This is a genomic window from Aurantiacibacter sp. MUD11 (assembly GCF_026967575.1).
Lineage (GTDB): Bacteria > Pseudomonadota > Alphaproteobacteria > Sphingomonadales > Sphingomonadaceae > Alteraurantiacibacter.
Window position 1 is genome coordinate 1,803,573 of the sequence record NZ_CP114054.1, and the last position, 26,922, is coordinate 1,830,494.

Annotated in this window: 24 protein-coding genes and 1 tRNA gene; 11 read left to right on the forward strand and 14 right to left on the reverse strand. The window is 66.8% G+C overall.

Going from position 1 to position 26,922, the window contains the following annotated elements; genetic code table 11:
* The first annotated feature begins 292 nt into the window (after nt 1-292).
* From OZN62_RS08950 to OZN62_RS08965, 4 genes are all read left to right on the forward strand, one after another.
* Entirely contained in the window at nt 293-1,021 is a 729-nt protein-coding gene (locus tag OZN62_RS08950; protein ID WP_269099263.1) for an alpha/beta hydrolase, read from the forward strand.
* Nucleotides 1,018-2,001, forward strand: a complete 984-nt coding sequence (locus OZN62_RS08955) for an LLM class flavin-dependent oxidoreductase (protein ID WP_269099264.1) — start codon at nt 1,018-1,020, stop codon at nt 1,999-2,001. The genes OZN62_RS08950 and OZN62_RS08955 overlap by 4 nt, the downstream gene beginning before the upstream one ends.
* A 140-nt stretch (nt 2,002-2,141) precedes the next feature.
* Entirely contained in the window at nt 2,142-6,884 is a 4,743-nt protein-coding gene (locus OZN62_RS08960) for an NAD-glutamate dehydrogenase (RefSeq protein WP_269099265.1), read from the forward strand.
* Between the two features lie 61 nt (nt 6,885-6,945).
* Entirely contained in the window at nt 6,946-8,169 is a 1,224-nt protein-coding gene (locus OZN62_RS08965; RefSeq protein ID WP_269099266.1) for an NAD(P)/FAD-dependent oxidoreductase, read from the forward strand.
* Here the strand turns inward: OZN62_RS08965 and queG are convergent.
* Nucleotides 8,153-9,202: a tRNA epoxyqueuosine(34) reductase QueG gene (gene queG / locus OZN62_RS08970; protein ID WP_269099267.1), complete on the reverse strand. Its 1,050-nt coding sequence runs from the start codon at nt 9,200-9,202 to the stop codon at nt 8,153-8,155. The two genes, OZN62_RS08965 and queG, sit on opposite strands and share 17 nt — an antisense overlap.
* Before the next feature lie 51 nt (nt 9,203-9,253).
* Between queG and OZN62_RS08975 the strand changes: the two genes are divergently transcribed.
* Genes OZN62_RS08975 through msrB form a run of 3 tightly spaced genes read left to right on the forward strand, consistent with a single transcriptional unit; the run spans nt 9,254 to nt 12,028 of the window.
* Nucleotides 9,254-10,228, forward strand: a complete 975-nt coding sequence (locus OZN62_RS08975) for an ABC transporter ATP-binding protein (RefSeq protein ID WP_269099268.1) — start codon at nt 9,254-9,256, stop codon at nt 10,226-10,228.
* A complete protein-coding gene (locus OZN62_RS08980; RefSeq protein WP_269099270.1) occupies nt 10,225-11,490 on the forward strand; it encodes an ABC transporter permease in 1,266 nt (421 codons plus the stop codon). Before OZN62_RS08975 ends, OZN62_RS08980 begins: the two co-directional genes overlap by 4 nt.
* Nucleotides 11,491-11,533: 43 nt before the next feature.
* The gene (gene msrB, locus OZN62_RS08985) at nt 11,534-12,028 is read left to right on the forward strand and encodes a peptide-methionine (R)-S-oxide reductase MsrB (RefSeq protein WP_269099271.1); all 495 of its coding nucleotides are present in this window, start codon (nt 11,534-11,536) and stop codon (nt 12,026-12,028) included.
* On the opposite strand, the gene OZN62_RS08990 is transcribed toward msrB, so the two are convergent.
* The 5 genes from OZN62_RS08990 to OZN62_RS09010 form a co-directional block, all read right to left on the reverse strand.
* The gene (locus tag OZN62_RS08990; RefSeq protein ID WP_269099272.1) at nt 12,025-13,734 is read right to left on the reverse strand and encodes a hypothetical protein; all 1,710 of its coding nucleotides are present in this window, start codon (nt 13,732-13,734) and stop codon (nt 12,025-12,027) included. The genes msrB and OZN62_RS08990 overlap by 4 nt on opposite strands.
* Nucleotides 13,735-13,794: 60 nt before the next feature.
* Nucleotides 13,795-14,208, reverse strand: coding sequence for a GtrA family protein (locus tag OZN62_RS08995; protein ID WP_269099273.1), 414 nt, complete (start codon nt 14,206-14,208; stop codon nt 13,795-13,797).
* On the reverse strand, nt 14,205-15,815 hold the full coding sequence (locus OZN62_RS09000) for an NAD(P)/FAD-dependent oxidoreductase (RefSeq protein ID WP_269099274.1): 1,611 nt from the start codon (nt 15,813-15,815) through the stop codon (nt 14,205-14,207). Before OZN62_RS09000 ends, OZN62_RS08995 begins: the two co-directional genes overlap by 4 nt.
* 86 nt (nt 15,816-15,901) lie before the next feature.
* A complete protein-coding gene (locus OZN62_RS09005; RefSeq protein WP_269099276.1) occupies nt 15,902-16,528 on the reverse strand; it encodes a PilZ domain-containing protein in 627 nt (208 codons plus the stop codon).
* A 147-nt stretch (nt 16,529-16,675) separates the two neighbouring features.
* Nucleotides 16,676-16,757: transfer RNA gene (locus OZN62_RS09010), tRNA-Leu, on the reverse strand.
* A gap of 119 nt (nt 16,758-16,876) precedes the next feature.
* Here OZN62_RS09010 and OZN62_RS09015 point away from each other — a divergent pair.
* Genes OZN62_RS09015 through OZN62_RS09030 form a run of 4 tightly spaced genes read left to right on the forward strand, consistent with a single transcriptional unit; the run spans nt 16,877 to nt 21,141 of the window.
* The gene (locus tag OZN62_RS09015; protein WP_269099277.1) at nt 16,877-18,526 is read left to right on the forward strand and encodes a GMC family oxidoreductase; all 1,650 of its coding nucleotides are present in this window, start codon (nt 16,877-16,879) and stop codon (nt 18,524-18,526) included.
* Between the two features lie 13 nt (nt 18,527-18,539).
* Nucleotides 18,540-19,442, forward strand: a complete 903-nt coding sequence (locus OZN62_RS09020; RefSeq protein ID WP_269099278.1) for an MBL fold metallo-hydrolase — start codon at nt 18,540-18,542, stop codon at nt 19,440-19,442.
* Nucleotides 19,442-20,251, forward strand: a complete 810-nt coding sequence (locus OZN62_RS09025; RefSeq protein WP_269099280.1) for an N-acyl homoserine lactonase family protein — start codon at nt 19,442-19,444, stop codon at nt 20,249-20,251. Before OZN62_RS09020 ends, OZN62_RS09025 begins: the two co-directional genes overlap by 1 nt.
* Nucleotides 20,248-21,141 (forward strand): NAD(P)-dependent oxidoreductase, encoded by an 894-nt coding sequence (locus OZN62_RS09030; RefSeq protein ID WP_269099281.1) that lies wholly within the window; start codon nt 20,248-20,250, stop codon nt 21,139-21,141. The genes OZN62_RS09025 and OZN62_RS09030 overlap by 4 nt, the downstream gene beginning before the upstream one ends.
* Here OZN62_RS09030 and OZN62_RS09035 read toward each other — a convergent pair.
* From OZN62_RS09035 to OZN62_RS09070, 8 genes are read right to left on the reverse strand one after another with little or no spacing between them, the layout of a single operon-like run.
* Nucleotides 21,138-21,923, reverse strand: coding sequence for an SDR family NAD(P)-dependent oxidoreductase (locus OZN62_RS09035; RefSeq protein WP_269099282.1), 786 nt, complete (start codon nt 21,921-21,923; stop codon nt 21,138-21,140). The two genes, OZN62_RS09030 and OZN62_RS09035, sit on opposite strands and share 4 nt — an antisense overlap.
* A gap of 4 nt (nt 21,924-21,927) precedes the next feature.
* Nucleotides 21,928-22,143, reverse strand: coding sequence for a hypothetical protein (locus tag OZN62_RS09040; RefSeq protein WP_269099283.1), 216 nt, complete (start codon nt 22,141-22,143; stop codon nt 21,928-21,930).
* Entirely contained in the window at nt 22,140-23,717 is a 1,578-nt protein-coding gene (locus OZN62_RS09045) for a phytoene desaturase family protein (RefSeq protein ID WP_269099285.1), read from the reverse strand. The genes OZN62_RS09040 and OZN62_RS09045 overlap by 4 nt, the downstream gene beginning before the upstream one ends.
* A gap of 9 nt (nt 23,718-23,726) precedes the next feature.
* Nucleotides 23,727-24,872 carry a serine hydrolase domain-containing protein gene (locus OZN62_RS09050; protein ID WP_269099286.1) on the reverse strand — a complete coding sequence of 382 codons (1,146 nt, stop codon included), beginning with the start codon at nt 24,870-24,872 and terminating at the stop codon, nt 23,727-23,729.
* A 2-nt stretch (nt 24,873-24,874) separates the two neighbouring features.
* Nucleotides 24,875-25,624: an SDR family NAD(P)-dependent oxidoreductase gene (locus OZN62_RS09055; protein WP_269099287.1), complete on the reverse strand. Its 750-nt coding sequence runs from the start codon at nt 25,622-25,624 to the stop codon at nt 24,875-24,877.
* A 3-nt stretch (nt 25,625-25,627) separates the two neighbouring features.
* Nucleotides 25,628-26,038, reverse strand: coding sequence for a nuclear transport factor 2 family protein (locus OZN62_RS09060; protein WP_269099288.1), 411 nt, complete (start codon nt 26,036-26,038; stop codon nt 25,628-25,630).
* Entirely contained in the window at nt 26,038-26,526 is a 489-nt protein-coding gene (locus OZN62_RS09065) for a nuclear transport factor 2 family protein (RefSeq protein ID WP_269099291.1), read from the reverse strand. Before OZN62_RS09065 ends, OZN62_RS09060 begins: the two co-directional genes overlap by 1 nt.
* Nucleotides 26,526-26,918: a carboxymuconolactone decarboxylase family protein gene (locus OZN62_RS09070; protein ID WP_269099292.1), complete on the reverse strand. Its 393-nt coding sequence runs from the start codon at nt 26,916-26,918 to the stop codon at nt 26,526-26,528. The genes OZN62_RS09065 and OZN62_RS09070 overlap by 1 nt, the downstream gene beginning before the upstream one ends.
* Nucleotides 26,919-26,922 lie beyond the last annotated feature (4 nt).

Consider the following 26,922-nt stretch of genomic DNA (forward strand, 5'->3'; position numbering starts at 1 on the left):
GCACCATCATTCCATCGCGTGTGCGCGCCATGGCACAGCACGGCGCGCGCTTGAAGAGCGGCGTTGCATGTGTCGCCAATTTCAGGTGGAACGCCGCGCCACCCGAAACCGGGTGGCGATGCTCGTGTGTCAGCCCACGACCACCCGCCCCCGGTCGCCCGAGGTGGTAGTAGTCGTGGTGGTGGTCACACGGTTGGCCATGGCCAAGCCCCATAGGGCGCGGGCACGCGCTTGTCACCCCTGAGGCGGAAACGCCTCTTGGCGTGGGCGCGCGCCATTGCCATGTTGGCGCATGATGACCCAGACCTTCGCCTTCGGCGGCCAGCAGATCGCCTATCGTCATACACCCGGCTCCGGCCCGGCCGTAGTCTTCCTGCCCGGCTACATGTCCGACATGGCCGGCAGCAAGGCGACCGCCATCTTCGACTGGTGCGCGCAGAACGGGCGCGAGTGCCTGCTACTCGACTATTCGGGCTGCGGCGAAAGCTCGGGCGACTTCGCCGACGGCACGCTGTCGCAATGGCGCGACGAGGTGCTGGCGCTGGTCGAGGCCAAGGTGATGGCCGACAAGCTGCTGCTCGTAGGCTCCTCGATGGGCGGTTGGCTGATGCTGCTGGTGGGCATGGCGCTGGGTGACCGGCTGCAGGCGCTGATCGGCATCGCCGCCGCGCCGGACTTTTCCAACTGGGGCTATGACGAGGAGCAGAAGGCCCAGTTGCGCGCCGGAACGACCATCTACGAGGACAGCGACTACGGCTACGATCCCATGCCGACCCACGCGAAGTTCTGGCACGACGCGGAAAACAACAAGCTTCTGGGCAGCACGATCGCGCTCACTTGCCCCGTGCGGCTGCTGCACGGGGAGGAGGATGCCGACGTCCCTCCGGACACCTCGTTCAAGCTGGCCGAGGCGCTGGCGAGCGAAGATGTCGAGGTGATGCTGATCGACGGCGGCGACCACCGCCTCTCGCGGGAGCACGATATCGAAGCCCTGCTCGACACTATCGCGGAACTTTCATGACCGATTTTGCCGTTCTCGACCTCGTGCCGGTGCGCGAGGGCAGCGACGTTTCCGCCGCCATCCGGCAAGCGGGCGACCTAGCGCAGGTGGCCGAACAGGCTGGCTACAAGCGCTTCTGGGTGGCCGAGCACCATGCCAGCGACGGCATCGCGGCTGGTGCGACCTCGGTCGTCATCTCGCATATCGGCCATGTCACCAGCACCATCCGCGTGGGGGCTGGCGGGATCATGCTGCCCAACCACAACCCCTTCGTGATCGCCGAGCAGTTCGGCGCGCTCGACGCGCTGTTTCCCGGCCGCGTGGACCTCGGGCTGGGCCGCGCGCCCGGCTCCGCCCCGATCATCGGGCAGGCGCTGCGCAAGGACCTCGCCCGCGCGTCGGAGTATTTCCCGCAGGACGTGGTCGAGCTCCGCGCGCTGTTCACCGGCGACCTGGAACTGCCGATCAAGGCCACGCCCGGATTCGGCGCCAAGGTGGAGATGTGGATGCTCGGCTCCAGCCTGTTCGGCGCGCAGCTGGCGGCGCAACTTGGCCTGCCCTACGCCTTCGCCAGCCACTTCGCCCCGCGCCACCTCGACGAGGCGCTGCGCACCTATCGCGAGAATTTCCGCCCCTCAACGCAGCTGGAACAGCCGCGCGTGATGGCCGCGATGAGCGTGCTGGCCGCCGAGACCGATGCCGAGGCGGAGACGCTCGCGAGCAGCCAGGACCAGGCCTTCGTCCGCCTGCGCAGCGGCGATCCGGGCAAGCTGCCCCCGCCCCTGCCCGGCTATCGCGACAGCCTGCCCGCCACCGCGCAGGCCATGCTCGAAAGCCTCGATGTCGCCCGTGCCGTCGGCTCTCCCGCCACCGTGCGCGAGGCAATCGGCCGCTTCATCGAGCGCACGCAGGCTGACGAGATCATCGTCTCCGGAGCGACATTCGATCCGGCCGCGCGGGAAGAGTCGCTGCGGCTGACGATGGAAGCTCTCGGAAACTAGTTTCAGTAGTAACATTTTTCTGGCGACTTGCTGTCTGAGCCGATAGAGGCGCGCGGGAACTTCCGGTAAGGCGTAACCGCTGGAGTCGGGAGTTGTGGGATCGCAGGAGGATCCCGCTCTCTAGGAGGAGACAGGCAGGCATGGCCAAGCAGGGCGCCAAGAAGAGCGCATCGTCCAAAGCATTCGCAGACCTCACCAAGCCGGAACAGGGCTTCGCCGAAGTCCTGCGGGACCGGATCAGCGATTCGCTGCTGCCCGGTGAAACCCCGCTGTCGGGTGAGCGGCTGGACCAGGCCACCGGCTTCCTGATCGAGGCCGCCCGCCACCGCGAGGACGGCAAGCCTTCGATTCTCGTCCGCTCCGACGCCGATGGCCGCCGTTTCATGCGCATCGCCATCATCAACAAGGACATGCCCTTCCTGGTCGATTCCATCGCCGCCGCCATGGCCGCGCGGGGACTCGCCATCGACGTGCTGGTGCACCCCGTGCTGCCGGTCCGCCGCAAGGACGGGGCGCTGGCCGACGTGCCCAAGGGCGAAGGCACGGGCGAGAAGAAGGAAAGCTGGGTCTATATCGAGACTGCGCGGATCGACGCCAAGGAGCGCCGCGCGCTCGAGGCGGACCTGCTGGCCGCCGTGCTCGACGTGCGCGCCGCGGTGGCCGACTGGCCGCTGATGCGCAGCGCCATGGAAGCAGATGCCGATCGCCTGCCCGATGCCGAAGGTGCCGCGCTGCTGCGCTGGCTGGCCGGCGGCATGCTGACCCAGCTCGGCCATGTCACCCGCACGCGTGACGGCAAGCAGACCGATGCCTTCGGCATTTGCCGCCGCTCCACGCCCGACCTGCTGGCCGAGGACGCCTTTGCCAAGGCCTTCGCCTGGTTCGACGGCGAGAACGGTGCGCCCGGCCGCGCGCCGCTGATCATCAAGGCCAACCGCCTGTCCAAGGTGCACCGCCACGTGCCGCTGGACCTGTTCATCGTGCCGCTGGTGGAAAAGGGCCGCGTCGAAGCGCTCTCGCTCCATGCCGGCGTCTGGACCAGCGCCGCGCTGGTCGCCGCGCCGGAATCGGTGCCGGTGCTGCGCCAGCAGCTGAAGACCATCATGGACCGGCTCGATTTCGCTCCCGGCGGACACGACTACAAGACGCTGGTCCATGCCTTCACCGCCCTGCCGCATGACCTGATCATCAGCTTCGGCGATGATGACATCACCCGCGTCGCCACGGCGATGATGGGCCTTGCCGACCGTCCGCGCCCGCGCGCCACGCTGGTGACCGCGCCGCTGGGCCGCCACGTCTTCGCCTTCATCTGGCTGCCGCGCGACATGCTCTCCACCGCCGTGCGTCTGCAGGTGCAGGAGATGCTGGAGAGCCATACCGGCGCGCGCACGCTCGACTGGAGCCTGATGGTCGAGGGCGGCAACCTCGCCCTGTTGCGCTATGTCATGGACTTCCGCGGCAAGGGCGGCACGCCGGATAACGAAGCGGTCGACGCCTCGCTCACCACTATGCTGCGCGGCTGGAACGATGCCGTGGAAGACGCCCTCGCCCGCAGCGAGGAGCCGAGCCGGGCCGCCGCGCTCGCCACCCGCTATGCCGGCAGCTTCCCCGCCTTCTACCGCACCACCTACGGGCCGGAGGAAGCCGCTACCGACATCGGTCGCTTGCGCAATATGGCCGCCCGCGCCGAGTCCGAAGGGCTTAACCGCGACGTGCGCCTCTACCGCGTCGAGGCTGACGAGGCCGACCAGCTGCGCCTGAAGGTGTACCAGCACCACGGCGCGCTGCCGCTGTCCGATGCCGTGCCCGCGCTGGAGCACTTCGGCTTCCGCGTGATGTCCGAAATCCCCACCCGGCTTGAGGGCGAGGATGCCGGCACCATCCACGATTTCACCCTGCGCCTGCCCGCCGAGGTCTCGCAGCAGGAACTGCTCGACCGTGCCGGCGACATCGAGGACGCGGTTTCCTGCGTGCTCAACGAGCTGGCCGAGGACGACGTCTTCAACCGGCTGGTGATCAAGTCCGGCCTGATCGCCAAGGAAGCCGACTGGCTGCGCGCCTTCTACCGCTACCTGCGGCAGTCCAACATCGCCTTCACCATCTACACGGTGGTGGATGCCCTGGCCGGCGCGCCGAAGGTGACGCGCGGCCTGATCGACCTGTTCGCCACGCTGCACGATCCCGCCTTCAAGGGTGACCGCACCAAGGCCGTGCAGGAGGTCAACGAAGCCATCAAGGCGGGGCTGGGCGAAGTCAGCGCGATCAACGACGACCGCATCCTGCGGCTCTACTGGTCGACCATGCGCGCCGTGCTGCGCACCAATGCCTTCGCCCCGGCGGCGGCCGATGCGCTGGCGTTCAAGCTCGATTCCAGCCTCGTGCCCGGCCTGCCCAAGCCCGTGCCGTGGCGCGAGATCTTCGTCTATTCGCGCCGGGTGGAAGGCATCCACCTGCGCGCCGGCCCCGTCGCCCGCGGCGGCCTGCGCTGGTCCGACCGGCGCGACGACTTCCGCACCGAAATCCTCGGCCTGATGAAGGCGCAGAAGGTGAAGAACGCCGTGATCGTGCCGACCGGCGCGAAAGGCGGCTTCTATCCCAAGCGCCTGCCCAACCCGGCGATCGACCGCGACGCCTGGTTCACCGAGGGCAAGGAAAGCTACAAGCTGTTCATCCGCACGCTGCTGTCGATCACCGACAACTACCGGGGCGACAAGGTCGTCCATCCGGACAGCGTGGTGATCCACGACGGCGAGGACCCCTATTTCGTGGTCGCCGCCGACAAGGGCACGGCCACCTTCTCCGACACCGCCAACGCCATCGCCATCGAGCGTGATTTCTGGCTCGGCGACGCCTTCGCCAGCGGCGGCTCCAACGGCTATGACCACAAGGCCATGGGCATCACCGCCAAGGGCGCGTGGATTTCGGTGCAGCGGCACTTCCTCGAAATGGGCGTCGACGTGCAGCAGGAGCCCGTGCGCGTCGCGGGCTGCGGCGACATGTCGGGCGACGTGTTCGGCAACGGCATGCTGCTGTCGAAGGCGATCAAGCTGGTCGCCGCCTTCGACCACCGTCACATCTTCATCGATCCCGATCCCGATCCGGCCACCAGCTGGAAGGAACGCAAGCGGCTGTTCGACCTGCCCCGCTCCAGCTGGGCCGACTACGACACCAAGGTGATCAGCAAGGGCGGCGGCGTGTTCCCGCGCACCACCAAGCGTATCGAGCTGTCGAAGGCCGCCATGGCCGCGCTGGGCATGACCGAGGCGGACCTGAAGGACGGCGGCATCGATCCCGACAGCCTGATCTCGCTGGTGCTCAAGAGCCCGGTGGACCTGATCTGGTTCGGCGGCATCGGCACCTATGTGAAGAGCTCCGACGAGAGCCATGCCGAGGTGGGTGACCCGGCGAACGACAGCCTGCGCGTGAATGCGGAAGACCTGCGCGCCAAGGTGATCGGCGAAGGCGCGAACCTGGGCATCACCCAGGCCGGCCGCATCGAGTTCGCCCTGAAGGGCGGGCGCATCAACACCGACTTCATCGACAATTCCGCCGGCGTCGACTGCTCGGACAACGAGGTGAACATCAAGATCGCCCTCGCTGCCGCGCGCACTTCCGGCCGCCTGTCCGAAGATCGTCGCAATGCCCTGCTGAAGGACATGACCGACGAGGTCGCCGAACTGGTGCTGGAGGACAACCGCCTGCAGGCGCTGGCGCTGTCGATTGCCGAACAGGGCGGCAGCCGTGCGCTGGGTGCCCAGGCCCGGCTGATCGAGACGCTGGAGGAACTGGGCGGGCTCGACCGGCAGAACGAGGGCCTTGGCGATGCCGAGGACCTCAAGCGCCGCTCTGCCGATGGCAAGGGGCTGACCCGTCCCGAACTGGCCGTGCTGCTGTCGCATTCCAAGCTGGTGCTGCAGGATGCGGTGGAAGACAGCGCACTGGCGGGCGACGACGATGCCGATCCGCTGGTGCTGGGCGACTTCCCGCCGCAGATGCAGGAAAGCTTCCGCAAGCACGTGCTGGATCACCGCCTGCGCAACGAGATCGTCGGCACGGTGGTGGCCAACACCATCGTCAACCGCATGGGCATGTTGCACCCGTTCGAACTGGCCGAGGAAGAAGGCGCCGGACTGGATGCCATCGGCGGCGGCTTCGTCGCAGCCAGTTCCCTGCTGGGCATGGCCGACATCTGGGACGCGCTGGACACGGCGGACATGCCGGAAACCGCGCGCCTGATGCTGTTCGACGAGGCGGCACTGGCCCTGCGTGGTCACATCGCCGACCTGCTGCGCGCGGGCGGGCACCATCATTCGCCATCCGACCTGCGCGAGGAAATCGCCCCGATGGTCGCCGAGCTGGTCGACAATGTCGACACCTTGCTGGGCGACGAGGCGCGCGCCCATGTCGAGGGCATCGCCGCCAACATGGTCGAGCAGGGTGCACCGGCCAAGCTGGCCGAAAGCGTCGCCCGGCTGTTCGCCATCGATGGCGTCATCGGCCTTGCCCGGCTGTCCAGCGAGACCGGGATCAAGCCGGTGGAGCTAGCCAATGCCTTCATCGAACTCGGCGCCATGCTCGGCATCGACTGGGCGCAGTCGCGCGCCGCAGTCATGTCGCCGGCCGATCCGTGGGAACGGCTGCTGGTGGCCGGCCTCGCGCGCGATTTCCAGGCGATGCGCTTCGAATTCCTGCGCGGCCGCGCGCGCTCGAAGGACAAGGCGGCGAAGGACCCGTCGAGCCTGATCGCAGAGTGGGCGGAAGCCAACACGGCAGCGATCACGCAGTTCCGGCGCATGGTCTCGCGCGCCCAGGCGGCCACTCCGGTGGCCCCGGCCATGCTGGCGCAGATTGCCAGCCAGGCGCGCAACCTGTTGCAGGCCTAGCGGCACGGTTCGGCTTTCCGCAACTTGACGCGGGGGGCGGTTCTGTCGCACCGACGACGCCATGACAGCGTTTGACGTCGTAATCGTGGGGACCGGCCACGGCGGGGCACAAGCGGCCATCGCCTTGCGCCAATGCGGGTTCGAAGGCTCGATCCAGATGATCGGGAGGGATTCGCAGCCGCCCTACGAGCGTCCGCCGCTGTCGAAGGAATACCTTGCCGGCGACAAGCCGTTCGAGCGGATCATGATCCGGCCGGAACAGTTCTGGGCCGACAAGCAGGTCGGCCTCAGCCTCGGGCAATCGGTCACCAGGGTCGATGCCGAAGCGCGCGAGGTGCACCTCGCCTCGGGTGAGCGCGTGGGATACGGACGGCTGATCTGGGCGGCGGGCGGCGACGCGCGGCGGCTCGACTGTCCCGGCTCGCACCTCGACGGAGTCCATGCCGTACGCGACAAGCGCGACGTCGATGCGCTGATGGCGGACCTGGAAGGCGGCGCGAAGCGCTTCGTCGTGGTCGGCGGTGGCTATATCGGCCTGGAAGCAGCGGCCGTGCTGCGCAAGCTGGGCTGCGAAGTCACCGTGATCGAGGCGATGGACCGGCTGCTCCCGCGCGTCGCGGGCGAGGACCTTTCCACCTTCTTTGCCGACGAACACCGCCGCCAGGGTGTGGACATCCGCCTCTCCGCCAAGGTCGAACGACTGGAAGGTCAGGATCGCGTGACCGGCGTGGTGCTGGATAATGGCGAGACGATTGCCTGCGACGCCGTCGTCGCCGGGATCGGTATCGTCCCCTCGGTCGGCCCGCTGATCGCGGCCGGGGCCGCCGGGGCGAACGGTGTCGACGTGTCCTACACCTGTCACACCAGCCTGGAGAAGGTCTACGCCATCGGCGACTGCGCCGCACACGCCAATCCCTATGCCGACGGAGCGGTGATCCGCCTCGAGAGCGTGCAGAACGCGCACGACATGGCCACCACCGTCGCCAGGGCGATCTGCGGCGATCCGCAGCCCTACGACGCGTTGCCGTGGTTCTGGTCCAACCAGTACGACATCAAGCTGCAGACCGCCGGCCTCAGCATGGGGCATGACGCCACCGTGCTGCGCGGCGACCCGGCGGAGCGCAGTTTCTCGGTGATCTACCTGAAGGATGGCCGGGTGATCGCGGTCGACGCCGTGAACAAGACCAAGGACTACGTGCAGGGTCGCAAGCTGGTGGAAGCCCGGGCCGAGATCGAACCGGAACTGCTGGCCGACACCGAGACTCCGCTCAAGGAGATGCTGTAAGCCTGGTCAGCGCCCAGTCGGCGGCTTCGGCCACGACCGGGTCCGGGTCTGCGGTCAGCGCCTCGACCTGTTCGCGCAGCGCGAGGTTACCACTATTCCCGGCAGCGATCAGGCAATTGCGCACGAACCGGTTGCGGCCAACCCGCTTGATCGGCGAGCCCGAGAACTTCGCCCGGAAGGCCGCATCATCCAGCGCCAGCAGCTCGGCCAGCGGCGGATCGACCAGCTCCTCGCGCGGGGCGAGCCTGGCGTGCCGCGCGGCGGTGTCGGCGAACTTGTTCCACGGGCAAACGGCCAGGCAATCGTCGCAGCCATAGATGCGACTGCCAATCGCCTCGCGAAATTCCTCCGGGATCGGGCCGTGGTGTTCGATCGTCAGGTAGGAAATGCAGCGGCGGGCATCCAGCCGGTAGGGCGCGGGAAAGGCATCGGTCGGGCAGGCATCCTGGCAGGCCCTGCACGAACCGCAGCGATCCTCGTGGGGCGCGTCAGGCGACAGCTGGAGCGTGGTGTAGATCGCCCCCAGGAACAGCCAGTTGCCATGCTCGCGGCTGACGAGGTTGGTGTGCTTGCCTTGCCAGCCGATCCCCGCCGCCTGGCCCAGCGGCTTTTCCATCACCGGGGCGGTATCGACGAAGACCTTCAGCTCGGTTCCGGGGCGCTGCTCCACCAGCCAGCGCGCCAGCGCCTTCAGCGCCTTCTTCACCACGTCGTGATAGTCGCGCCCCTGCGCATAGACCGAGATCGTCGCCTCGCGCTCTGCCAGCGGATCGATGTCGGGGGCGTAGCTCATGCCCAGTGCGATCACGCTCTTCGCTGCCGGCCACATGCTTTGCGGGCCTTGCCGCACCTCGGCGCGGTCGTCCATCCAGCCCATCGAGCCGTGGAAGCCTTCATCCAGCCAATCATGCAGGCGTTCGGCGCGCAGCGGGTCATCCTCCGCCGCCGTGATTCCCACCGCGGCAAAGCCCAGTTCGCGCGCCTTGGCCTTCAGCGCATCCTCAAGCGAAAAGGTGTCTTGCGTGTTAACCATAAACCGGGATGCTTGCGTTCATTCCTCGGGGTTAGCGGATAGCGCATGTACATGGCGACAGGTGAATTCAAACCGGGTGTGGACGCATCGCGCGACCTGGCAATCGAGGCCCGCGGGCTGGTCAAGCGTTTCGACGGCACGCTGGCTGTCGACGGGGTGGACATATCGGTGCCCGAAGGCGCGATCTACGGCATCCTCGGCCCCAACGGCGCGGGCAAGACCACGACCCTGCGCATGCTGCTGGGCATCATCGATCCCGACGAAGGCTATCGCCGCGTGCTGGGGGCGGAAGACCCGCAGGATGTCGCCCGCCGCATCGGCTACCTGCCCGAGGAGCGCGGCCTCTACCCGGCGATGAAGGCCTACGAGGCAATTGCCTTCATGGGCGCATTGCGCGGCGTGCCGCTGGAACAGGGGCGCCAGCGCGGCAAGGAATTGCTGGAAGAACACGGCCTCTCGCACGCCATCGACCGGCAGATCCGCCAGTTGTCCAAGGGCATGGCGCAGACCGTGCAGCTGCTCGGCACGCTGGTGCACGATCCGAAGCTGGTGGTGTTCGACGAGCCCTTCAGCGGGCTCGACGCGATTAACCAGGGCAAGCTGGAACAGCTGATCCGCGGACTGGCCGACAAGGGCACCACGGTGATCTTCTCTACCCACGTCATCGCCCATGCGGAGCGACTGTGCGAAGGCATCGCCATCATCGCCGGCGGCAAGGTACCCTTCGCCGGACGCGTCGACGAAGCGCGCGACCGCATCCCCGCACAGGTGCGGCTGGAAACGCGCAACCCTGACGGGCCGTGGCGCGCCGCCCTGCCGGAGAAGACCCGGCGCGTGGGCGACTTCTGGAATTTCGCCCTGCCCGAAACCGGCGTCGAGCCGCTGCTGAAGGCGCTGATCGAAGGCGAGGCGGGAATTCTGTCGCTCTCCATCGAGCGGGCGGGCCTGCACGATGCCTTCGTCGCCATCGCCGGCGAGGCGGCCGCGCGCGACATGGTGACACAGGAATCGGGAGACGCAGCATGAGCGTGTCAGACAGCGCCAATCTCAAGGGCGGACGCCTCTCCATCTGGCGCGCGGCATTCGTGATCGCCCGGCGCGATTTCACGGCCATCCTGTTCAGCCGCGCCTTCATCTTCTTCCTGCTTGGGCCGCTGTTCCCGGTCGCCGTCATGGCGCTGGCGGGCGGTGTCGGCGCGCAGGTCCAGTCCGAGGCATCGGCCGCCGATGTCGGCGTTGCGATGGAGGCCGAGCATGTCGACGCCATGCTCGCCGCGCGCGACCGCGTAGCCGGGCTGGTCGGGCCAGCCGTGCCCGACATGGTAGCGCTGGAACGGCTCGAACCGGGCGAGGAATTCGATGCTGCCGCCGTGCTCGAGAGCCAGCAAGGCAGCCTGGCCGCCATCGTCACCGGCACGCCGGGAAATCCGCAGCTCACCGGCACGCAGTCGCGCCTTTCGCGCTGGCGGGGCATTGTCGCACTGGTGGCGGGCGAAGCCGCCAGTCCCGGCGCGCAAAGCTATCCGCCGGTCTCCACCGTGGCCGTGCAGACCAGCGGCGCGTCGCAGAATTCCGGCCGCTTGCGCACGGCGCAGGGCGGGCAATTGCTGCTGTTCCTGCTGATCATGCTGCTGGCCAGCATGGTGCTGTCCAACCTGGTGGAGGAGAAGGGCAACAAGATCATCGAGATTCTCGCCGCCGCCATCCCGATGGACGCGGTGTTCCTGGGCAAGCTGTTCGCCATGCTCGGCATCTCCGTCGTCGGCATCGCGGTGTGGGGCAGCACCGGTTTCGCGGTGCTGAGCGCGGGCGGCGTATCGCTGTCCGACTATGCCAATCCGGGCGTCGGCTGGCCGATGTTCTTCCTGCTGTTCGCCGCCTATTTCGGCATGGGCTACCTGCTGCTCGGCTCGATCTTCCTCGCCGTCGGCTCGCTGGCAACGACGGTGCGCGAGGTGCAGACGCTGTCGATGCCCGCCACCATGTTCCAGATCCTGGTGTTCTTCTTCGCCAGCCTGGCTGTAACCGATCGGGGGGGATGGCTCGAATACACGTCCATGGCATTCCCCCTCAGCTCTCCCTTCGCCATGGTGGCGCGCGCAACGATGGACGAGGCCCTGTGGCCGCATCTCGTCGCCCTGGCGTGGCAGGCCCTGTGCGTGGCGGTGTTCATCCGTGCGGGCGCATCGCTGTTCCGCAAGCGGGTGATGAAGTCGGGACCGCAAGGCGTGAAGAAGCACCGTATTTGGTTCAGCTTGCGTCGACGCGCTTCCGAAGCTCAGGTGTGAATGTTCAGGAACAGTTCCACCTCTGCTACATAGAAGACGTGTCATGACGAAAACCGCGACAGATCGCCGAACCGCCCTTGCCTGGCTTGGTGCCGGGGCATCCCTGCCCGTGCTGGCGGCCTGCGGCAGCGAGGCGCGCGCGCAAAGCTACCCGGTGTCCTATTCCGAGGCCGAGTGGCGCCGCCGCCTGACCGCGCAGCAGTTCCGCATCCTGCGCCAGGCAGGCACCGAACGGGCCTATACCTCACCGCTGAACGACGAGAGCCGCCGCGGCACCTATCACTGCGTGGGTTGCGGCAACCGCCTGTTCTCCAGTGCGCACAAGTACGACAGCGGCACCGGCTGGCCCAGCTTCTGGCGCCCGATCGACGATGGCGCGGTCGGCTATTCGACCGATTACCTGCTGGGCTATCCGCGCACCGAAGAGCATTGCGCCGATTGCGGCGGGCACCTCGGTCACCGGTTTAACGATGGTCCGCAGCCGACCGGGCACCGCCACTGCATCAACGGCGTGGCGCTGGATTTCCGCCCGGCCTAGTCGACCACGCGGTAGACCCACAGCGAACCGCTGCCGGCTTCCTCGTCGCGCTCCAACCAGTCGGGCAAGTCGCCCGCGATCAGCATATTGGCGAAATTGTCCGGCGCCGCCGTGCGATAGAGCGCGACGTCGGCCTCCGCCCCGCACAGCGCCACATAGTCGGCGTCGTAACGCTGCACGATGGCGCGCGCCTCTTCAACCGACCCGGTCAGCGCGGCGAGCACGTCGCGCATCGGCCCCTGGTTGCGGTGATAGCTGGCCGCGACGATGGTGTTGCCGGTGCGCCCGAGGATTTCCGGCCCGGCATCGAGCGGCGCGAGCACCAGCCCCGGCTCCAGCGCCGCCAGCCGGGCGTATTCGCATGTCCCGCGCTCGATCATGGCCAGCGTCCCCGGCTGCATGGTCGCCATCGGGAAATGCCGGTCAAGCGGCTTGGCCAGCGCGCTGGCGAACATCGGGGTGGCGAGGCCGAGCACGCCCAGCGTCGCCGCGATGCGCGGGAGCGCCGACCCGATGGCCCGCGCCCTGGGCAGGAAGTCCGCCAGCAGGATCGCGGCGAAGGGGATCGCCAGCAATTGCGCGACGAGTCCTGCGCGCATCACCAGCAGCGAATATCCGCCAGCCGCCAAGGCGAAGAGGAACAGCAGTGTGCAAGGCAGCGCGCGGCCCTGGTGGAACAGCCCGCAGCAATGCGCGCGCCACCAGCCGAACACGATGATGCCCACGGTCCAGAGCAGCATCAGCGCCACCGACACCGGCTGCTTCCAGATCGGCAGGCCTTCGGTGATGTAACCGTGCCAGTAGGTCTGCAGCAGCGGATCGAGCTCCGCCATCGGGTTGGTCGCGCAAGGGCCAAGCAGGTTGGCGGCCAGCTCCAGCGCGGCGACACCCATCACGATCAGCACGCCGATGCGGCCTTCCACCTGTTGCTGCCACGGCAGCCAGGGAACGATAATGGCCATCAGCGCGGCGGCGCCGAACACGAGGATATGCGCGGGCAGCAGCACGTCGCAGTATTCCATGCCCAGCGGTCCGCGCGTCGCATGGTTGAGCGCGGCAGCGCCCACCGCCAGCGCGGTGAGGAACCACGGCAGCAGCATCCGCTCGCCGAACCAGTAGCGCAGGCCGTAGAGACCGGCGAGCACGGCCACCAGCGGCAGCCCTTCCAGCGAGATCACCACCCATGCCGCCGCGCACAGGCCGCAGGCCGTGGCAGCCCAGCGCGTATCCTTCAGCAGCAACGCGGCACAGACCAGCGCCAGCACCGCCTGCGGCGCATGGTGGTCGATCCGCATCGGCGCGAAATTGCCGGGCAGCAGCGGGAACAGCGGCAGGATGACCAGGCCGAAGAGGAAGGCGAGGTCGGAGAATTCCAGGCGCAGCATGATGGAACGCAGCGCGAAGAGCGCAGGCAGCAGCCACAACAGCGGCACCAGCGCCAGAGCGACGGTGTCGCCGAAGACCAGCATCAATGCGGCCAGCGGAATGTCCACCAGCCGCGACCAGTGCATGGAGAAGCCCTCGGACGGGTTCATGCGGTACTGGGTGACGTCCCAGAAATGCTGCCCTTCCAGCCAGGCGCGCACTTCCAGCAGGCGGGTCCAGTCGTCCGGCCCTTCAGGATCCCAGCCAAGCAGCGGCTGGAGCGCCAGTCTTACAATGGCATAGGCCAGCCATACGGCCAGCACCGCCCACGGCGTGCGCACGAATGCGCGCCAATCGAATTTGGCTGGATTTGGCCCCCGATTACCCATCGGGTTCAGTCTCTAACGGAAAACCACCCGGCTGCGTAAGAGCCAAGTAGCCATAAAGCTGACGGCAATGGCGACCAGCTTGGCAAGGCGCGGGTCGAAACCGCTGGCGTCACCCGCCCAGACGATCCCGGTGGTCAGCGCCAGCCCGGCCAGCGCGGAGCCGACGAACAGCGCCTTTTGCCGCGTGCGGGCCATGCCGCGTTCGGCGACATTGTCGGTGAAGACCGCGCGGCTGCTCATCAGCCAGTGCGCGATGATCCCCATGCAGTAGCCGATCGCCGAAGCGCCTGCCGGCCACATGCCCATGGTCAGCAGACCGAGGAAGACACCCACGTCCACTGCCAGCGCGCCAACACTGGCGAACAGGTACTTCAGCAGGCGGAACCCGCCCAGCCGGTGGAACAGGGCGGCCAGCGCTACGCTCATGCCGCTTCGCGGTCCTTTTCGGCAGCCACGCGGCTGGGCACGTCGCGCACCGAGTTCAGCGCAGCGGCCTGATCCTCGGTCACCGGCTTGCGGCTTTCGGGCAATGCCTTCTCGGCGCCCTCGTCGCCTGCCTCGTGGTATTCGGCGTCCTCGTTGACGCACCAGGTGTCGTAAAGGCGCTCGCCGGCGATGATGTTTTCCACCGTCAGCATGGCAGTCATCATCGCGTGATCCTGGTTGTTGTAGCGGTGCATGCCGTTGCGGCCGACCAGGTGCAGGCTAGGATACTTGCCTTCGAGTTCGACACGCATGGCCTCGACATTGGCGGCATAGTCCTCGTCATAGACGGGATAGGCCTTCTCCTGCCGCACCACGGCGCCACCGATCACCTTGGCCGGATCGACCAGGCCGAGGATGTCCATTTCCTGCTTCGCCAGTTCGACCAGGTCGGCATCGTCCATCGACCACAGCCCGTCGCCTTCGAAGCAGAAGTATTCGAGGCCAACACAGGCCACGTCCTCGTCCGGCACCATTTCCGGCGACCAGCTGCGGAAGTTCTGCACGCGGCCGACCTTCACCTTGCTGTCGTGGATGTAGATCCAGTTGTCGGGGAAGAGGTCTTCCGACTTGATCATCAGCGCGACGGTCAGGAAGTCGCGGTACTTGAGGTTGCTCGCCTCGATGGTGGTCTGCGGCAGCGGGTGCAGGCGCGTCGCCAGCTGGCGCATCGGCGCGCTGCTGATGGCATCCTTGGCGCGGATCACCACTTCGCTGCCGTCTTCGGCATTGGCGGTCATCCGCCAGCCGCCCTGCCCGTCGGCGGCAAGCTGCTTCAGCGCATGGCCCATGATCACCTGCCCCTTGCCGGTGGCAAGGATCTTGTCGCGCGCGGTTTCCCACATCATGCCCGGGCCGAGCCGCGGATAGCGGAAGGTCTCGAGCAGCGTCTTCGCCTGCTTGCCCGAACCGTCGTTCAGCTTGTTGAGGCCCAGCGAGCGCTTCAGCCCGTCGATCACCGCGCCCCAAAGCGACAGGCCCTTGATGCGTTGCGCGGCCCAGTCGGCGCTCATTTCGTTGCAGGGCATGCCCCACACCTTCTCGGTGTAGGTCTTGAAGAAGATCGAATAGAGCTTCTTGCCGAACTGGTTGCTGGTCCAGTCCTCGAAGCTCTTGACCTCGCGGGTGGGGAACACCTTGGCCTTGAGATAGCTCGCCATGCACAGCGTCGAACGCCACACGCCGAGGTTGCGCAGCGCCTCGAAGGCGCGCAGCGGGTAGGAGTAGAACTTGCCCTCGTAATAGATGCGGCTCATCCGCGGGCGCTGGATGAAGTCGTCGGGCAGGATCTCGTTCCACAGATCGACGACCTGCTGGCTCTTCGAGAAGAAGCGATGGCCGCCGATGTCGAAACGATAGCCTTCGTGCTCTACCGTGCGGCTGATGCCGCCGACATAGGTGGCGTCCTTCTCGATGATGGCGACGGACTTGCCCGCCTTGGTCAGCAGGTAACCTGCCGTCAGCCCTGCCGGGCCGGCCCCGATAATGGCCACGTCGACGGCGATTTCACCCCCACCGTGCTTGGCGTTGCCATCTGAATTCTCAAGCATTGATGCCCCCGGATCTCGTGTCTTGTCCGGGAGTGAAGGAAAATGGTTATGAGGCGGTTAACGCGCTGCCCCGCGTGGCTGGATTCTCAGTTGTTTCGCCCCAGCATGCGCACGATCCGCGCCAGTTCGCCGAACTGGTAGGTATCCTCGAACGCCAGGCCCACCATGCTGTCCTTGCGCCAGCGCACCTTGGCGCTGGTTTCCGCCAGACCGCGCGCCTTCAGCTTCACCCGCTCGTCGATCGCATAGCGCGTACGGCATTCGATGCTGGCGCCTTGCTGCGAGATGTTGCGGATGACGACATTGTCCGCGCCGCGCAACGAGGTGACGACGGCACGGGCATCGACGTTGAGGCGAATGGACCGCTTGGCGAAGCGGCTGGGGCTTTCGATGATGCGGGAAATGTCGGCCGGGGCGGTGAAGCGCATGCCCACGCGCTCTTCTTCCTGCCAGACGATCTCGGCCAGGTAGCGATCGCCGTTCTGCAATTCGACGACAATGTCCGCGCCCTGCGGCAGCGGGTGGAAAACCCGCAAGCTGATGCCCGTCTCCGAGGCGTCGCGGATGACGCACAGGAACTCGCCTTCTGCGGTGATCACCTTGGCCGCGCGGATCAGCAGGGTGAGGCGCGGCGAAGAGCGTTGCTCTTCGACGCCGGCGACATCGCTGCCGGGCATGGCCGGATATTCGTCCTGGCGAATGGCGTCGCGCATATGCTCCCCACTGCAGTTTGTGGACCGGAACTCCCGGTGAGTGGTCCCTCTCAAATTGCAGGGTCTGGATAGGCGAAGGCTGGTTAGGGATTGGCTAACCGCAACTAGGCAGGAACACCAAGTTACGGTGAACGCAGGTTAACCATGTGCGGGCGGTGGGACTCGAACCCACACGAGCAAAGCTCAGGGGATTTTAAGTCCCCGGCGTCTACCATTCCGCCACGCCCGCCACGCCTGCTGCCTAGCGCCACTGGCAAGGGCTTGCCAATGGCATCTGTCGCCCAATTCACTCTTGCCTTTGCCCGACAGCCTGCGCACTCTAACGTTCGTTAGGGAGAGGCGCTGCGCATGAGCGCGAATGAATTCGATTACATCGTTATCGGTGCCGGTTCCGCTGGCGCCGCCGTGGCTGCACGGCTGGGAGAGGATACCGGCGCGACCACCTGCGTGCTGGAAGCGGGCGGGCACGACAACCACCCCTTCTTCCACATTCCCAGCTTCGTTGCCGCCGCCATCGGCCGCAAGCCCAGCAACTGGGGCTTCGCCACGGTGCCACAGGCAGGCATGGCCGGACGCGAGATCGGCGTGCCCCGCGGACGCGTGCTGGGCGGCAGCGGGGCGATCAACGGCATGGTCTATTTTCGTGGCCATCCAACGGATTACGACGACTGGTCGGACATGGGCTGCAAAGGCTGGTCCTACCGTGAAGTGCTGCCCTATTTCACCCGGACCGAGCGCAACGAGGACCATCCGGCGAGCGTGTTCCACGGCAAGGACGGGCCGATCAACGTCAAGCTGGTCGAGAATCCCAATGCGCTGAACTACGCGTTCATGGATGCGCTCGGCGAACTGCAATTCCCCGCCTGCCCCGATTTCAACGGGCCTGACCCGGAAGGCTATGGCCGCCGCCAGGGCCTGATCGGCGACGGGCTGCGGCAGAGCACCTGGCAGCAGATGCTCAAGCCCGCACTGGCGCGCGGCAACATCCACCTGCAAACCGATGCCCGCGTCGCGCGCATAGTGGTGGAGCAAGGCCGCGCCACCGGCGTCGAACTGGTCGACGGCCGGGTGATCTCGGCCCGTCGCGAAGTGGTGCTGAGCGCAGGCACGGTGCAGACCCCGCAGATCATGATGCTGAGCGGCATCGGCCCGGCCGACCACCTGCGCGAACACGGCATCGAGGTTGTGCACGAACTGCCGGGCGTGGGCGGCAACTACCATGACCATGTCGCCAGCCCGATACACATGGAGACGGACGACCCCACCAGCTACGGCATCAGCTGGAAGGTGCTGCCGCGCGATATCTACCACGGCATCGAATACCTGCTCACCCGCAAGGGGCCGCTGGCGGGCAATGTCTTCGAGAGCGTCGCCTTCCTGCGCACCGACCCGTCGCTGGACAAGCCGGACGTGCAGTTCGTGTTCCAGCCGGCCAAGCGGTTGACCAATCCCAAGGTGCCCTTCCCGCTGGGCCATGGCTATGCGATCAGCCCGGTGGGCCTCTATCCCAAGAGCCGTGGCACCGTGCGCCTGGCCTCGGCCGATCCTGCCGCCGCGCCGCTGATCGATCCCAACCTGCTGAAAGAGCCGGAGGACATCCAGCCGCTGATCCGCGCGCTGAAGATTGCCCGCGCCGCCTTCGCCGCCAGGCCCTTCGCCAGGTACAATGGTACCGAAGTCGCCCCCGGCCCCGATTGCCAGAGCGACGCGGAGTGGGACACCTATATCCGCGAGACCGGCTATACCGTGCACCACCCGGTCGGCACCTGCCGCATGGGCGATCCGGCGGACGATGCCACCGTGGTCGATCCGGAATTGCGGGTGAAGGGTATCGCCAGCCTGCGCATTGCCGATGCCTCGGTCATGCCCAGCGTCATCGGCGGCAACACCAATGCACCGTGCGTGATGATCGGCGAACGCTGCGCCGATTTCATCCTCGGCAAGCCGCAGATGGAGCCTGCGCAGCTGCCGCCGGAAAGCGTCGCACGCTACAAATAGGGGAGAGGGGCCGATGGCCGTCGAACATATCAAGACCTGGCAGGTCGGGGACGTGAAGGTCAGCCGGATTGTCGAGATCTGGGATTTCCAGGACAACATCCAGATGGCCATGCCGGACGCCACGGCAGAGGAAGTGAAGGCGCTGGACTGGCTGCACCCGCACTACGCCACGCCGGAAGGCCAGATGCGGATGAACTTCCAGGGCATCCTGCTGCAGACACCGGACCGCAACATCGTGGTCGACACCTGCATCGGCGCCGGGCGCGAGCGCGAATACGACGTCTTCACCGACCTGCCCGAAGGCTTCCTCGAAGACATCGCCTCGCTCGGCGTGTCCCGCGAGGACGTGGACACCGTCTTCTGCACCCACCTGCATTTCGACCATGTCGGCTGGAACACCTACAAGGACCCGGAAACCGGCAAATACCTGCCGACCTTCCCCAATGCCCGCTACCTGTTCGGCAAGACCGAATACGAGGCATGGCAGAACGACCTGCGCAAGGATGGCCACCATGACGACAAGCACATGGTCGAAAGCGTCGATCCGATCGTGTCGGCGGGGCTGGTCGATTTCATCGACACCGATCACCAGATCGCGCCGGGCATCTATGCCGAGCCGAGCCACGGCCACACGCCCGGCCACATCCACGTGGTGATCGAGAGCAAGGGCGAGCGCGCCGTCGTCACCGGCGACCTGATGCACCACCCGATGCAATGCGCCATGCCGCACCGCCACGCCACCTTCGACATGGACCGCGAAAAGGGCAGCGCCACGCGAATGGCCTTCGTCGACAAGTACAAGGACAGTGGCACGCTGGTGATCGGCATGCACTTCTTCGAGCCGACCGCCGGCCATTTCGTCACCGGCAGCGATGGCGAGACCTGGTTCCGGGGCCTCGGCGTCCCCGATCGCTGATGGCTGCCGTCACCCGCATCGATGCCATCCGCTATGCGCGGCACGAGCGGTCTGCGGCCGAGAACTTCACGGCTCCGGTCGATGATCACGACCTGCCGATGCCGCTCGACTATTACGTCTGGGCGATCCACCGCGAGGGCGAACCGCCGGTCATCGTCGATACCGGCTTCGGTGCGACGGCCGCCGCCGCGCGCGGGCGGGAGATCACCCGCCCGATCCGCAAGAGCCTGCGCGACGCAGGTATCGACCGGCTGGGCGTGACCGACGTGATCCTTACCCACCTGCATTACGACCACGCGGGCGGGATCGAGGACTTTCCCAACGCGCGCTTCCATATCCAGGACGCCGAAATGGCCTTCGCCACCAGCCGCCACATCTGCGACGCGCACACCCGCGCTCCGTTCGACGGCGAGCCGGTGGCCGAACTGGTGAAGCGGCTCTACCACGATCACGTGGTCTTCCATGACGGCGACGACGAGTTCGCCCCCGGCATCTCGCTGCGGCTGGCGCATGGGCATACGGCGGGGCTGCAGGTGGTCGTCTGCGAGACGGCCCGCGGGCCGGTGGTGCTCGCCAGCGACGCCGCGCATCTCTACGCCAACATCACCCGCAAGCTGCCCTTCCCGATCTTCGTCGACGAGGCGGATTACGCGAGGGCTCAGGCCCGCGCGCTGGAGCTGGTGGGTGGCTCGCTCGATCACCTGATCCCGGGGCATGACCCGCTGGTGCTGGCCTGTTTCCCGACCGAAAACGATATCGCGCGCGTCGACCTCGCGCCGCACACCCCGATACTGGAGGCACTTGCATGAACGTCGGTTTCCTTGGCCTCGGCCGCATGGGCGCACCGATGGCGGCGAACCTGCTCAAGGCCGGGCACGACCTGTTCGTGCACGACGTGTCCGAGGATGCCGTCGCCGCCCTGGTGCACCAGGGGGCCGAGGCTGCCGGCCACGCCGCCACGCTGGGCCGCCAGTGCGAAGTCGTCTTCACCAGCCTGCCCACCCCGCAGATCGTGCGCGAGGCGACGCTGGGGCCGGACGGCATCTTTACGCGCGGCCAGCCCAGGGTGTTCTGCGACCTGTCGACCAGCGGCCCGCAACTGGCGCAGGAAATCTCCGCCGCACTGACCCCGAAGGGCGTCGCCTGCTTCGATGCCCCGGTGTCGGGCGGCATCAAGGGCGCCCAGGACGCGACGATCTCGATCATGGTCGGCGGGCCGGAAGCCGAATACCACAGCACGCTGGAGCCGCTGCTGAAGGCTATCGGCAAGCCCACGCATATGGGCGAGGCGCCCGGCGCGGGGCAGACGATGAAGCTGGTCAACAACCTGCTGGGCGCAGTCGCCATCGGGGTGACCGCGGAGGGCATGGCCTTCGGCATCAAGCGCGGGCTGGACCCGGCCAAGATGATCGAGGTGCTCAACCAGTCGACCGGCATCAACTCCGCCACCCGCGACAAGTGGCCACGCTCCGTCCTGCCGCGTACCTTCGACTTCGGCTTCGCCGCCGCGCTCAGCCTGAAGGACACGAAGCTGCTGCTCGACGAGGCCGAAGCTGCGGGCGTGCCGCTGCCGCTGGGCGAAATCGTCGCCGACTACCTCGCCCGCACCCTCGAACGCGAAGGCGCGGACGCGGATTTCACCGCGATTGCCAAGGTGGTGGAGGAAGCCGCCGGGCTGGACCCGGAGCGGGAGGGCTAGATATCGTTGCGGATGGTCGCCAGCGCGCCGCCGTCGATCTCCCACTTCGCGCCGTTGACGTAGCTCGCCTCCTCGCTGAGCAGAAAGCTGACCACGTCGCCCACCTCGCGCGGCTGACCGACGCGGTTGAGCGTGGCGACCTGGCCCAGCTTGTCCATGCCCGCCTGCACGTCGCCGTCGAACATCTGTTCCAGCATGCCGACCAGCAGCGGGGTCTCGATCACGCCGGGCATCACGCAGTTCACCCGCACGCCCACCTGCGCGACTTCGCTGGCCGCCGTGCGCGTCAGGCCCACGGCGCCGTGCTTGGCGGCGTTGTAGGCGCAGGCACCCGCCAGCCCGCGCTCGGAGCCGATGCTGGCCGTGTTCACCACCGCGCCCTTGCCCGCGGCAACCATGTGCGGGATGACGAAGCGCAGGCCGAGGAACATGGAGCGCAGGTTCACCCGGATGATCTTGTCGAACATGGCGATGTCGTATTCGTGCGTCGGGGCAAGGTCGCCCTCGATCCCGGCATTGTTGAAGAAGCCGTCGATCTTGCCGAAGGCGGTCATCGCTTCCTCGGCATAGCCCTCCACCGCCTTCTCGTCGGCGCAATCCGCTACGTGGGCGATGGCGGTGAAGCCCTTGCCGCGCAGTTCGGCCGCGCGCGCCATCACCTTGGTCGCATCGATATCGACCATCAGCAGCTCGGCCCCCTCGCGGGCGAGGATTTCGCAAGTGGCGAAGCCGATGGAACCGGCCGCGCCGGTGACGATGATGGAGGAACCCTTGTGACGCATCAGTTCAGTCCTTCTTGGATTTGCGGAACGGCAGGGTGAGCAGGAACAGCGCCAGCTTGGGCGTCAGCAGCTTGAGGAAGTTCTTCGCTTCCTCCGGCGTCAGCGTCGCCGTCATCGGCATGGTGCCATAGACCTTGCCCTTCAGGACCAGGTCGTTCCCCTTCCGCTCGATCTTGCTGACCTGCATCAGCTCGCTCTTGTCGGCTGCCTTGATCTTCATGACACGCGGATCTCGTCGAATTCGATGCCGAGGTCTTCGGCCATCACCATGGCGGTGGCACGGCCGGCGCCGAACACGCCGCCGCCGGGATGCTGGAACGGACCGACCAGGTAAAGCCGGTCGACGCCCGGCACGCGGTACTGGCCGAGGTCCGGCGTCGGGCGATGGCTGCCGGACTGGTAGGTGGTGGTGGCAATGCCGTGCAGGTCGCCGCGGAAGAAGCTGGGGCTGGTGCGCTCCATGTCCACCGGGCTGTCGCAGTGATAGTCGAGCACTACCTCGGGCACGTTCTCGATGTAGTTGGACATCCGCGCGATCATGCCTTGCGCGAATTCGTCCTTCGCCTCGTCCCAGCTGCGGCCATCCTCGCGCTCGTAAGGGACGTAGTCCCAGGCGTGGAAGATGCTCTTGCCCTCGGGGCAACGGCTGGGATCGTGCTGCGGCAACTGGCCGACGCCGACCAGCGGGGTGGGCGACATCTTGCCATAGCGCAGTTCGTCGAAGGCGCGGCGCATGTCCTCGTAGCTGGCGGGCATCAGCTCGTACATGACGGCGGAAAGGTCTGCGCCGTCGTGGCGCTTGGCCTTGAACTTCAACGGCGCGTCGAGCGCGGCATGCACGGTGAAGCAGGCGGCATCGGTGATGTGCGTGCGCTGCGCCTTGCGCGCGACTTCGGCGGGCAGGTCCGCCACCATCTCCGGCAGGATATGCGGGTGCAGCGCGCCGATCACGCCTTCGCCGGCGGAGACGCTTTCGCCGTTGTCGAGCACCACGCCGGTGGCGCGGCCGCCGTCGGTGGTCACCTCGCGCACATGGGCCGAGGCACGCACGCTGCCGCCATGGTCCTCGATGCAGGCGATCAGCGCATTGGTGAGGCTGCCGGAGCCGCCCACCGGCACGCCGAAGCCGTACTTCTCGAGGAAGCCGAGGAAGACATAGGCGCCGATGCCGGTCGCCTTCTCGTCCGGGCTGACGAGGTTCTCGCCCGCCACGCGGCCGAAGTGGGCCTGCACCTTCTCGTGCTCGAACAGCTCCTCCATCAGGTCGAAAGTGGAGACGCCCATGGTGCGCATGATCTCCTGCCCTTCGGGGCTCTGGTCCATCATCGCGGTCTGCGCGCCCAGCGGCATCGGCGGCGAATACAGCCCGGCCTGGATCATCGGCAGCCACTCGGCGGCCTGGCGGCTCATTTCGAGGAAGGTCTGCGCGTCCTTCTCGCTGAACTTGGCAATCGCCTCGGCGCTCTTCGCCGGATCGCGGTGCAGCGGCAGGGTGGTGCCATCCTCCCACACGCTCATCATCGGCACGTCGGGGAAGACATATTGCAGGCCGTATTTCGCCTTCAGCCCGAGGTCGTCGTTCGCCAGCAGCGGATTGCCCTGGATGAAGATGTGACTCATCGAATGCTGGTCGTGCATGAAGCCCGGGCGCGTCAGCTCGCGGCTGACCACGCCGCCGCCGTGCCAGGCGTTGCGCTCCAGCACGAGCACGCTCTTCCCGGCGACCGCCAGATAAGCCGCGGCGACCAGCCCGTTATGGCCCGATCCGATGACGATGATATCTGCGTCTGCCATGAAATCTCCCTAGAGGCAGGCCGAAAGCGCGATGTCGGATAGCTTGCCGCAACGCTCGATGTTGGCGGCCTGCGTCATCACGCCGGCGCTGAGGAAACTGAACGAGACGTCCGCTTCGGGATCGACCCAGAACATGGTGCTGCCCGCGCCGTAGTTGCCGAATGTCTCGGGCGACGAAAGCTGGCCGAAGAGGTGGTGGAACACCCCGGTCCCGCGCACCTGGAAGCCCAGCCCCTGGTTGGCCGGCGGCACTTCCCAGCCGGCGCGCAGAGCGACGCCGCGGTACAGTTCGTTGGGCCTGTCGCCCGTGTGCACCTTGCGCGCCAGACGCACCATGCGGGGCGAGAGGATGCGTGCGCCGTCCAGCTCGCCCTCGCGGCGCAGCATTTCCGCAAACCGCCACAGGTCGCCGGTGGTCGAGGCGCAGCCGACATGCGGAGCCTCGACTTCGGGGTCCTCGAACAGGGCGTGATCGCCCTCGATGTTCCGTGAAAGATGCTTGATCGGCACCGTGCCGCGCATGTCCGGACGCACGTGGCGCTCGTTCAGGTCCGGGCGCAGGCCCATGCTGGTCGAATCCATCTTCAGCGGCTGGAACAGGTCCTCCGCCAGCAGCGTCTGGAAGTTGCGGCCCTTGGGGTCGGTGCGCACCAGGGCCGTGCCCATCAGCACGTGGTTCACCAGCGGCGAATAGTCGCAGCGCTCGCCCGGCGGTGTCGCGCCGTGGACGTTGGCAATGCTCTCTTCGTACAGCTCGGACAGGCGATCGAGATACATGCCCGGCTTGGGACTCCACACCCCCGGCATGCCGGCCTGGTGGGTGATGAGGTGGTAGAAGGTCGCCTCCTCGCGCGGCTGGCCCGTGAATTCGGGCAGCACGTCCTTCACCTTGGTGGTGAGCTGGAAGCGCCCCTGCTCGATCGCCCGCATCACCAGCACGTTGGTGAAGGCCTTGGTGACGCTGAACAGCGAGAACACGTCGTCGCGCTTCAGCGGTCGCTGCTGGTCGGCATAGGCGTGGCCGATGGCCTCGTCGAACACCACCACGCCGCCGCGTCCGATGCGCAGCACCGCGCCGAAGTAGTCGCCGCGCGCAATGTCGGCCTCGATGGTCGCCTTCAGATGGTCGAGCCGTTCCTGCCAGATTGCTGTCATGCTTACCCCGCTGCGATGATCCCGCCGTCGACGGCGAGCATCGCTCCATTGATGAATGATGCCTCGTCGCTGAGCAGGAAGGCCGCCGCGCTGGCGACATCCTCCACCGTGCCGTTGCGGCGCAGGGGGATGTTCTTGGCGCGTTGCTCGTATTGCTCGGGCGTGACGAAACCCTCGGTCGCCGGCGTCGGCACGCTGCCCGGCGCCATGGCGTTGACGCGGATGCCGCGCGGGCCAAGCTCGCCCGCCAGCACCTTGGTGAGGCCCGCGATGCCCGCCTTGATGGTGGTGTAGGCCCCGGTGTTGGGCCGCCCGCGATAGGCGACCGGAGAGGAGTAGTTGAGGATGTTGCCCGGCTTCTCCTCGTCCCGTTGGGCAAGGAAGGCCTGCACGCCCCAGAACACGCTTTTCAGGCCCGCCGAAAGCATGCGGTCGAGCGTCTCCTCGGTCACCGCCTCGATCGGCTCGTAGACCAGCACGGAGGCATTGTTGATCACCGCCCGCAGCGGCCCGGCATCGGCGGCAAAATCCTCCGCCACCTGCATGAATTCCGCGCGGCTGCCGCAATCGGCGCCGTAGCTGAAGGCCTTGCCGCCCGCAGCGATGATGCCCTCGGCCACCTCCAGCGCGTTGCCGCCGTCGATATCGGCAATGCCGACGATCGCGCCCTCGCTGGCGAGGCGCTGGGCGATGCCCTCACCCAGTCCGCGACCGGCACCGGAGATCAGGATGGGCTGGCCGTCGAAACGCATGGCCTAGTCCATCCCGAACAGCTTGGCGGTGTAATGGCTATCCATGTATTCGCGCATGGCGTCGATCTTGCCGTTCGAGATCTCGAACACCCAGCAATAGTCGTTGTCGTAGACCTTGCCGTCACCCGTGGTGCCGGTGGAATTGCTCTCCACACAGACGAAGTTGCCCGCCGAGAACATGTTGTGGACATGCACCTTGGGATCGCCCGGCTTGAACATGCCGCGCACGGGGGCAAGGAACTTGTCGATGATATCCATGCCGATGTGCTTCCCGGCACCGGCGATGTCCTTCACCTTCGGCTCCCACACGCTCTGATCGTGATAGAAGCCGCGCAGCTTCTCCAGGTCACCGGAAGACAGCACCTCGAAGAAATCGAGCACCAGCTGTTCCTTGTCGTTTGCCGCTTTCACCATCACGCAAGTCCTCTCGCTTCGTCGCTTGGCGGGGGAATGTCGGGCATGGCCCCGCCCATGTGCAGCGCCACCATTCCGGCGCGCTTGGAAAATCGCCACACTCCGCCGGGCACCGACTGGTCGAGCACGTATTCGTCCTCGAACCCGCCGACATAAAGCGCGCCCGCTTCCTGCGGCGGCTCGGTGCTCTTGTGGCTGGAAAGCATGGTCAGGTAGTTGGTGCCCCTGGCCCGGGTCTCGGTAATCGCCTCCACCAGCACGTTGGTAACGATGTGGCGCACCAGGATCGGCGGGCGGTTACGAAAGATGCCTTCCACCGCCGCGCGGCCGTAGAACGGATAGTCGGGCTGGAACGGGCGCGAGAATTCGCAGTCGGGCGTGAACAGCTGGCCCATGGCATCGGCGTCGCCCTCGTCCGCGTACTTGGCGAACAGCAGCGGCAGCTTGCCGCAGGCGAGTTCGATGGCGAGGCGCTGGCCGGCGTCCATTATTCGGCGTCCTCGGCGTCGATCTCGGCCAGTGCCTCGTTGACGATGCGGAAGCTGTCGACCGCCGCCGGGATGCCGCCATAGATGCCCACCTGCAGCAGCACCTCGCGGATCTCCTCGCGCGACAGGCCGTTGTTCAGCGCGCCGCGCGTGTGCACCTTCAGCTCGTGCTTGCGCCCCAGCACGGCGATCATCGCAAGGTTGATCAGGCTGCGGTCGCGCCGCGACAGCTCTTCCTCGCGCCCCCAGGTCCAGCCCCAGCAATAGGTGGCGACCAGTTCCTGCAAGGGATCGTTGAACGGGTTGGGGTTGGCGGTCGCCTTGTCGACATAGGCATCGCCCAGCACTTCGCGCCGGATTTTCATGCCCTTGTCGAAGAGTTCCTTGTCCATCTCA